Annotated in this window: 9 protein-coding genes; all 9 read right to left on the reverse strand. The window is 60.9% G+C overall.

What is annotated here, in order from left to right; genetic code table 11:
• The coding region (locus tag AAAB16_RS22410) for a LysR family transcriptional regulator (RefSeq protein WP_340665325.1) at positions 1–224 on the reverse strand (224 nt) is incomplete at its 3' end.
• Positions 225–364: 140 nt separating this feature from the next.
• Positions 365–1,588 carry an MFS transporter gene (locus tag AAAB16_RS22415; protein WP_340665326.1) on the reverse strand — a complete coding sequence of 408 codons (1,224 nt, stop codon included), beginning with the start codon at positions 1,586–1,588 and terminating at the stop codon, positions 365–367.
• Entirely contained in the window at positions 1,585–2,403 is an 819-nt protein-coding gene (locus tag AAAB16_RS22420) for an ABC transporter ATP-binding protein (RefSeq protein WP_340665327.1), read from the reverse strand. The genes AAAB16_RS22415 and AAAB16_RS22420 overlap by 4 nt, the downstream gene beginning before the upstream one ends.
• A gap of 32 nt (positions 2,404–2,435) precedes the next feature.
• Positions 2,436–3,215: an ABC transporter permease gene (locus tag AAAB16_RS22425; protein WP_340665328.1), complete on the reverse strand. Its 780-nt coding sequence runs from the start codon at positions 3,213–3,215 to the stop codon at positions 2,436–2,438.
• 10 nt (positions 3,216–3,225) lie between these two features.
• Positions 3,226–4,071, reverse strand: coding sequence for an ABC transporter permease (locus tag AAAB16_RS22430; RefSeq protein WP_340665329.1), 846 nt, complete (start codon positions 4,069–4,071; stop codon positions 3,226–3,228).
• Complete coding sequence (locus tag AAAB16_RS22435) at positions 4,068–5,159, reverse strand: ABC transporter substrate-binding protein (protein ID WP_340665330.1); 1,092 nt, start codon at positions 5,157–5,159, stop codon at positions 4,068–4,070. Before AAAB16_RS22435 ends, AAAB16_RS22430 begins: the two co-directional genes overlap by 4 nt.
• A complete protein-coding gene (locus AAAB16_RS22440) occupies positions 5,156–5,992 on the reverse strand; it encodes a class II aldolase/adducin family protein (protein ID WP_340665331.1) in 837 nt (278 codons plus the stop codon). The genes AAAB16_RS22435 and AAAB16_RS22440 overlap by 4 nt, the downstream gene beginning before the upstream one ends.
• The gene (locus AAAB16_RS22445; RefSeq protein ID WP_340665332.1) at positions 5,989–7,347 is read right to left on the reverse strand and encodes an LLM class flavin-dependent oxidoreductase; all 1,359 of its coding nucleotides are present in this window, start codon (positions 7,345–7,347) and stop codon (positions 5,989–5,991) included. The genes AAAB16_RS22440 and AAAB16_RS22445 overlap by 4 nt, the downstream gene beginning before the upstream one ends.
• Positions 7,348–7,593: 246 nt before the next feature.
• Positions 7,594–8,142 carry an alpha/beta fold hydrolase gene (locus AAAB16_RS22450; protein ID WP_340665333.1) on the reverse strand — a complete coding sequence of 183 codons (549 nt, stop codon included), beginning with the start codon at positions 8,140–8,142 and terminating at the stop codon, positions 7,594–7,596.
• Between the last annotated feature and the right edge of the window lie 203 nt (positions 8,143–8,345).

Here is an 8,345-nt window from a genome sequence, read left to right on the forward strand (position 1 = left end):
ACCAGAATGCGGTCGATGATGCGCGCAATATCGCGACCCGGTGCCGTAAGGCCGGTCAGGCGTTTGCCGTAGCGCTCGAAAATCGCCACGCCCAGTTCTTCTTCAAGCTCGCGCAGTTGCCGGGAAACTCCAGACTGCGAGGTGCACAGTACATCGGCGGCTTCGGTAAGGTTGAAGCCTTTACGGATGGCTTCACGCACGGAGCGCAGCTGTTGGAAATTCATAGTGGGCTTCCTGTTTCGAGCGGTGATGCGTGGGGCAAACTTCGGTCCTTGTGGGGCTTTAGCCGCGATGCTGTTGTATAGCCCCCTCCTACAAAGAACGGCGTGACATGGTAGAGAACAGCAGCTCGCGCGAGAAGTTATTAATAATTATCTGGTAAGCTGTTTTTGGAATATGAAGGATTAAAGCTGTTTAGCAGAAACCCGACAAACACCAGCGCCATCAGCACAAACATCCACTGCAGTCCAAACCAATGGCCGACGGTGCCGCCCACCGCGCTGCCCACCAACGCGCCCGCCGGGCCAACAAAGGTGCTCAGCCCCGCGATACGGCCTTGGCCGCGCTGCGCGCCCACCTTGGCAAACCAGGAAATATTGACAATCTGCAGCATCCCCAAGCCCCAGCCAAGGCCGATGCCGCCTAGCCACAGCGCCCACTCGCTACCGGTCGCGCCCAGCGTCAACAGGGCGCCGCCAATCACTGCGCAACTGGTGCGAAAGAACATCTGTTCGTGTACCCGTGAGGCAACGCCGCCCATTATCAACAGTGCCAATACAAAGCTGGTGCCTTGTGCCGAAATCAATGCGGCCGCGCTGGCCAACTGAAAGTGAAAGGTCTGGATGGCAATAACGGCGATAAAGAAGCTGTAGAACTGATGGACGGCCTGAATACAAAACTCCCGCAGGCACGCGCTACGCAATAAACCGTCGCTGCCCAGCAACGCCACTTGTGCCTTGAGTTCACCAAGGCTCAGGGTGCGTAACGGTTCATTCGCGTGTTGGTAATGGCGCAGCACGCCAGGCGCTAAAAGTACCAGCAGGAAAAAGGTGGCGCCGATGGTGATGTAGCTCCCGGAAAAGCCCAGTGTTTCCAGCAGTGCGGCGGCCACCAACGGTCCGAGCAGCAACATGCCGCCCATATGTGTGGCGCGAAACCAGCCGGCCATGCCGACGCCAACGCGACTGATCTGCTGCATAAACATGGCGCTCAGCGACACAATGCGCAGCGGCATAAAGCAGCTAATCAGCAGAATGATCAGGCACAACAGACTGGCGGAATCGACCCATGGCATCGTCAGGTACAGCGCGCCACTGATCAGCGTGCCGACGGTAAAAAGCCGCAACGGCCCGTACTGATCTACCAGCACGCCGGCCGGCAGACTCATCAGCAAAATACCTAAACTTTGCGCGCTGGCGATCAGCCCCAGTTGCACGGCGTCTGCCTCTAGCGACACGGCAAATAACGACAGCACCACCTTGGCCACGCCCACACTGAGCCCGGCCAGGGCATTCAGCCCCAGAAAGCTCAGCAGCAGTTTTCGTTGTCCCTTCAGGTTGCCGGTGGCGCTGCCTGTGGCATCACTCACCAGGTCAGTCTCCAGGTCTCGGCGACCGGCAGCAGCGGCGGCAGTGCATCCAGCTCCGGTGGGATCTCGGAGAAGTCTTTCATGATCTCGTCCTTGATCGCGGCGAAGGCATAGCCGGTTCGTTCACGCGGGCGCGCCAACGGGATGTCGACAATGCGTTTGATCCGCCCCGGCCGTGGCTCCATCACCACAATGCGGTCGCCGAGAAACACCGCTTCTTCCACATCGTGGGTCACCATGATCGCGGTGATACCTTCCTGGCGCAGGATGTTTTGCAGCTCGCGCTGCAAGTGGCTGCGGGTAAGGGCGTCGAGCGCGCCAAAGGGTTCGTCGAGCAGCAGAATTTCCGGCCGACTGACCAGCGCCCGGGCAATCGCCACGCGCTGCGACATACCGCCCGACAGCTGCGCCGGGTAGGCATTTTCAAAACCCTGCAGGCCGACCATATCGATATGCGCCTGCACCGAATCTTTTTTTTCCTTGGCCGACAGTTTGGCGTTCAGCAGGCTGGCCGCCACGTTGTCGCGCACGGTCAGCCAGGGAAATAAACGGTGTTCCTGAAACACGATGCCGCGCTGCAAGCTGGTGCCGACAATGCGTTTGCCGTCGACCAGAATCTCGCCCTGGTATTCGTCTTCCAGGCCAATGATCAGGCGCAGCAAGGTGGATTTCCCGCAGCCGCTGGAGCCCACCACGCTGACAAATTCGCCGGGGTGGATGCTTAGGTTGATGTCTTCCAACACTGTCAGGGGGCGGTTCTCCACCTGGTACTGCTTGTTTAGCTGTTTGATTTCCAACGCGGCGGCATGGGCCATGGGGCGGGTCCTTGAAAGAGTAGGAGGGAGGCTCAAACGCCGGAGGGCTGACCGTCGCGCCAGCGCAGCAGGCGGCGTTCCAGGGCCTTGGCCGAGATGTCGAGGGCAAAGCCGATCGCACCGACCAACACAATGCCGAGCAGCATGCGGTCCATGCGAAATTCGGTGCGGCTTTCCATCAGCAGCACGCCCATACCATCGCCGGAGCCGAGCATATATTCGGCGCCGAGGGTGGCCATCCAGGAAAACACCAGCGCCAGGTAGATACCGTTAAAAATCGACGGCAGCGCCGCCGGCAACACCAACCGGGTAAACACCTGGCGGCGGGAAAAACGCATCACCCGCGCCACTTCCACCAACTCGCGGGGCACGCCGCTGACGCCTTCCAGGGTGTTGAGCAACACCGGGAAAAACGCCGCCCAGGCAATAAACGCCAGCTTGCTGGCTTCGCCAAAGCCAAACCACAGCGACAGCAGCGGCAGCCAGGCGAACAGCGACACCTGCTTGATTGAGTTCAGCGTCAGGCCGAAAAAGCGCTCGGTTTTCAGCGATACACCGAGCATTACCCCAAGGGCCAAACCCAAGCCGCTACCGCTTAAAAAACCGGCAATATCGCGTAGCAAGCTGCGGCCCAAGGTGTGCCACACGGCGCCGCCTTCGCTCAGCTCCCAAGCCGCGTCGAGCACTTTTCCCGGCGGCACAAACAGCTTGTTGTCGGTGATACCAAAGGCATACACCGCCCACCAGGCAAACAGAATCAGCAGCGGCAGGGTGAGGCCACGGCGCAACCGACGAAACGAAACAGCGTTCATGGGCGGTCCTTCATTGGCCAAAGCCCGGACGGCGCCAGCGCAAGATATGGCGCTCCACCGTGGCCAGGGCCAGGTCGAGCAAAAAGCCGATCACGCCAATGCTCGCCACGGCCACCAGCATCACATCCAGTTGATACAGCTGACGGCTGTCGACCATCAAAAAGCCCAGCCCTTCGGACGAGGCCAGCAGCTCCACCACCACCAGCGCCAACCAGCTTTTGGTCAGGGCATAGCGAATGCTGCTCCACACGGTGGGAAAGGCGGCCGGCATAATAATTCGCCAGAGCAATTGCTGACGGCTGTAGCCGTAGGTACGGCCCACTTCGAGAAAGCGTTTGGGCACCGCGCGAATGGCGTTGCAGGTATTCAGCGCCACCGGCAGCAGCGCGGCTTGCGCCACCAGCACGGCTTTCAGGGTTTCGCCGATGCCCAACAGCAGCATCAGCAACGGCAGCCAACCCAGCAGCGGCACATAGGCGATCAGGCGAACCAGTGGATAGAGGTAATCGCTGGCCCGTTCCGACAGCCCCATCGCGGCGCCCAGCAGCAAGCCGCTGATCACGCCCAGCCCAAACCCAAACAACACGCGCTGCAGGCTGACCCACACATGCTCCTGCAACAGGCCGCTGCTGAGCATGTCCCAGCCGCTGACCACCACCACGTCGGGGCCGGGCAGCACTTGCGAGGCCACCCATTCGTAGCGCGCGCTCAGCCACCAGAGCAGCACCAAGGTCACCGGCAATAACCACGGCCACACCAGACGCAGCGCCTGGTGGCCAAACCCGGCCCATGGCGTGGGCGCGGCAGGCTTCACGGCCATTAGCTCGGCGGCAGGCAAGGGCTGGTGTGCCGTCATTGCGCCGCGATACCGGCGGGCTGACCGCGTTCATCCAGGGCGATCCAACGGTGTTCCAGGTTCAGGTCACGCAGGGCTTTGTCGAGAAAGCTGCGGTCCATCCACTGCGCCAGATCGAAGTCTTTACCGCGCAGTAATTTCAGCTCTTTGGCACGCCGGTAGGTGTCTTGGTATTGGCCGACCAAAAAGCCGTCGAACAAAGGACTGGCGCGTTCGCTCCACGGGCGATCGCTGGTGTCTTCTTTAATCACGGCCGGCAGGCGGTAGCTCCACCACGGGCCGTAGACGCTTTCCTTGTTGGCTTCATCCGAGCCCCAGGCGGCGGCACGCACCAGCACCTTGACGATGCGGGCGGTAGTTTCCGGGTATTGGGTGGCGAATTCGTCGCGCACAATCAGCCCGGTTTGCGCGGTGGCATTGGGGTTGTCGTCGCGGGTGGTGTAGACAATTTCGGCCAGGCCGCTGTCGCGCAGGGCGAGCAAATCGGCGCCGCCAAAGGTGGCGTCCACATCACCTGTGCCGAGCGCGGCGCTGGCGGTGGCGGCGTCCAGGCTGACCTGGTGCACATCTTTTTCGGTCAGGCCATTGGCGGCCAGAATCCGGATCACCTGCAGGTGAATGTAGTTGCCCTTGAGGTACGCCACGCGCTTGCCTTTCAAGTCGGCCACCGAGCGAATCGGCGAGCCGCTTTTCACCGCGAGATAGGCGTTGGTGAACTTGCTCACCGGCAGGATGTAACGGGTTTTCGACCCGGCAGAACGGCCGATCAACGAGATCAAATCACCCTGGCCGGCAAAGTCCAATTGGCTGCTGGCCAGCGCTTCACCCACCATTGGCACGGTGTTCAAACCGATAAACTTCAACGCGGTGTCGTCGTTTTTGAACTCCTCCTGAAACAGACCCCGGGCATGGGCAATGCCGAGCAATCCCCAGCCCCAATAGTCGTTGCCAGCGGAAGACAGCGACGGGCCGCCAAGGCGAATCTGTTTGGGCGGGGTTTCGGCCAAGGCCGGGCTGGCGCTGGCAATCAGGCTTAGCACCAGCAAAAGGCTGCGCCAGGCGCGGGCGGGGGAGTTCAGGTACTTCACAGAGCGCTCCTGTCTGGGTGGGCATGGCTGCCGAGTAGGTCCGGTTGTTCGCGGAGAATGCTTTGGTACGCCGGCTGGAAATTCAGCCAGCCGCTGTACGGTTGGAAGCGCTCGGCGCTGCGCCGTGCGTGCTCTTCATCCATGGTCAGGGTTGAGCCCATGGATTCAGCGGCAATCTGCGACTGGCAGATTTTCTCCAGGGAAATAAACAGGTACGCGGTTTCATCCACTGTCTGGCCGACCGTGAGCAGGCCATGGTTTTTCATCAGCAATGCGCGGTTATTGCCCAGGGCATTGACCAGGTTGTCGCCTTCGCCATGGGCATGGCTGTCGTAAATGGCGTGGCGCTCAAAAAATACCGCCGACTCGGCGCTGGCTGGCGGAATTAGCCGGCCGTTGGTAGTCCAGGTGCGGCCATACAACGAGTGCGTATGGGCTACAGAAATGATGTCCGGGCGCAACGACAGAATCGCCGAGTGCAATGGAATACCCCCCGGATGGGGAAAGCCGTCGCCCTGCACCAGGTCGCCATCGAGGTTGATCAACAGCAGGTCGTCGGCGGTGATCAGGTTAAAGCTCAGGCCAAACGGGTTCATCCAGAAGTGATTAGGGTTTTCCGGGTCGCGGGCGGAAATATGGCCCATCACGCCCTCGTCATAGCCCAGTTTGCCAAAGATGCGGAAGGCGGCGGCCAACTTGTGTTTGCGGTGCTGGCGCTCCTCGTCGACGGTGGCAAATACCGGCGGCTGCGGGCGCGGGTAGGTGGCGGCCTTTTTAAAGCGCTGTTCGATGTTGGACTGTGGCTGGGCCAGGGTGGCGGCTACGGTGCTCATGCCTGTTTCCTCTCGTGCTCGCCCAGACGGCGGGCGAGGGCGTAACGGTTTTCCGGGAAATCCAGGCCGAGGTTGCCGCGAAAAGTGTCGGCCTCGTACTCGGTCCGGAACAGCCCGCGTGCTTGCAGAATCGGGATGACTTTGTCGATAAAGCGCTGGGTCAGCTTGTGCTGGCCAAACACGATAAAGCCGTCAACGATGGGCTCTTCGAACAAGCGCTGGATCTTGTCCGCCACCTGTAGCGCCGTGCCGACAAACGCGCCCCTGGGGCTGGCCGCACGCAGGGCAAGCTGGCGCAGGGTGAGGTTTTCTTCGCGGGCTATGCGTTTGTAGTACTCGGCGGTGGAGCGAAAGCTGTCTTTGCCGATATCGCCGAGCTCGGGCAAGGGCTCGTCCAGCGGGAACTGCGAGAAGTCGAAAAAGCTGAAATAGCGGCTGAGGTACTTCACCGCAAATTCGACGTCTACAAACTTCAGCGACTCCTGATACAGCGCCTCGGCTTCTTCCTCGGTGTCGCCGACGATGGGGCCAATGGACGGCAGAATCAGCACTTTCTCCGGGTCGCGGCCGTAGCTTTTTACCCGGCGCTTGATGTCGTCGTACTGCGCCTTGGCTTCGGTCAAATCGCCGGAACCAATGCTGGCGAAATCGGAGAACACCGCGTCGGCGTAGCGCGCCGCCAAGTCGCGTCCGGCATCGGACGCACCGGCCTGAAACTGCACCGGCCGGCCCTGCGGCGAGCGCTCGATATTCAGCGGACCCTGCACCGAGAAAAACTCGCCCTTGTGGTCCAGCGTGTGCATTTTGTTGAAGTCGACGTACTCGTTGGTTTCGCGGTTGCGCACAAAGGCGTCGTCTTCCCACGAGTCCCACAGGCCGTTGACCACGCCGATATATTCCTGGGCGATGCGGTAGCGCAGCTCGTGGGTGTGCAGGGTGTCGTGACCATGGTTGCGGGCCACGCCTTCCAGCGCCGAGGTGACGGCGTTCCAACCAGCGCGGCCGCTGCTCACTTTATCCAGCGAGGCCAGTTGCCGAGCGGTGGTGAAGGGCTCGCTGTAAGAGGTGGTCATGGTGCCGACCAAGCCGATATGGCGGGTGACGGCAGACACCGCCGACAGCGCGGTCACTGGCTCCAGACGGCTTAAAAACGGCCAGGTGGCGTCTTTGGAGATATAGGCCGAGTCGGCAATAAAGGCGAAGTCGAACTTGGCCGCTTCACCGAGCTGGGCCAGTGTGATGTAACTCTGAATATCAGAGACCGCGCCGTCGGAAATGGCCGGGTCGCGCCAGTGGCCACCGCCCCCCTGAATGCCGATACCAAAGCGAAGCGTGCGTTTATCAGTGCGAGCCATGTGCGTATGTCCTGCATGGTTCAGCAGCACAGGCGCAAGGGGCACAGAGCTGCTGTCGGATGGGAATGACGCGGCTGTCCTGTGCAGGGTGAGCGCGATTTCAGGTTCAGATTACGAATGCGGCGAGGGCGCTGGAACCGATAAATTCGCCGTTTGTTATGCAATAAAGTCGTAAGAACCGATTTATGAATGCCGGAAAGTTATCACCGACACCCGGTCTAGCTGAAATACCCAGTGTTTACGTGCTTATGCCGTAACGGCGTGGTCGATCAGCTGATTCAGCAGCTCGGCGCCAAACGGCCAGTCGCCAAGGCCCGATGCCGCGCCCAAATGCCCATGAGCGCCGGCCACTTCCAGACGTGCGCCCCAGGCGGCGGCGAATTCAGTGGCGCGTTCAAGGGTGACCTTGGGGTCGTCGGTGCTGGTCACTACCACGGTTTCGAACGGCAGTTTTTTCAACGGAATGGGTGTGAAGCCTTCGGTGCCGGCGGGGTAGTCGGCCGCTTCCAGATCACTGGGCGCCACCAACAGCGCGCCTTTAACCGGCCCGCTGTAGCGGCTGGCCCAATGGGTGACCAAGCTGACCCCGAGCGAATGCGCCACCAACACCACCGGTGTGTCGTCCTGGCTGATTACCGCTTGCAGGGCTTCCACCCAGTCCTCGCGGTGCGGGTTGTGCCATTCCTGCTGCACCACCCGTTGGTACGTCGGGTTGGCGCTGAGCCAATAACTTTGCCAGTGCTGCTCACCCGAATTACCGCGGCCGGGCAGGATCAGTACACGCACATCACTCATGTGTTTCTTCCTCTATTTTTTCTGGCAGGTATCAGCCCACGCGTTGCCGCTTATGCGGCGTTAGGCACGTCATGCTAGGGGAGCTAAAGGCGCGGGCGAACCGATATAAATTGCTATGTAAAACTGCTCTGCGCATATGCGGGGAGTGGTTAGGCGTTTGGCTCGCCCTCACCCCAGCCCCTCTCCCGCGAGCGGGAGAGGGG

The organism is Pseudomonas sp. (assembly GCF_037994325.1).
Taxonomy (GTDB): Bacteria; Pseudomonadota; Gammaproteobacteria; order Pseudomonadales; family Pseudomonadaceae; genus Aquipseudomonas.

Bases quoted from the DNA above. Each gene is read 5' to 3' on its own strand.
- AAAB16_RS22430 (WP_340665329.1), bottom strand. From the start codon at position 4,071: ATGACGGCACACCAGCCCTTGCCTGCCGCCGAGCTAATGGCCGTGAAG.
- AAAB16_RS22425 (WP_340665328.1), bottom strand. From the start codon at position 3,215: ATGAACGCTGTTTCGTTTCGTCGGTTGCGCCGTGGCCTCACCCTGCCG.
- AAAB16_RS22450 (WP_340665333.1), bottom strand. From the start codon at position 8,142: ATGAGTGATGTGCGTGTACTGATCCTGCCCGGCCGCGGTAATTCGGGT.
- AAAB16_RS22440 (WP_340665331.1), bottom strand. From the start codon at position 5,992: ATGAGCACCGTAGCCGCCACCCTGGCCCAGCCACAGTCCAACATCGAA.
- AAAB16_RS22445 (WP_340665332.1), bottom strand. From the start codon at position 7,347: ATGGCTCGCACTGATAAACGCACGCTTCGCTTTGGTATCGGCATTCAG.
- AAAB16_RS22420 (WP_340665327.1), bottom strand. From the start codon at position 2,403: ATGGCCCATGCCGCCGCGTTGGAAATCAAACAGCTAAACAAGCAGTAC.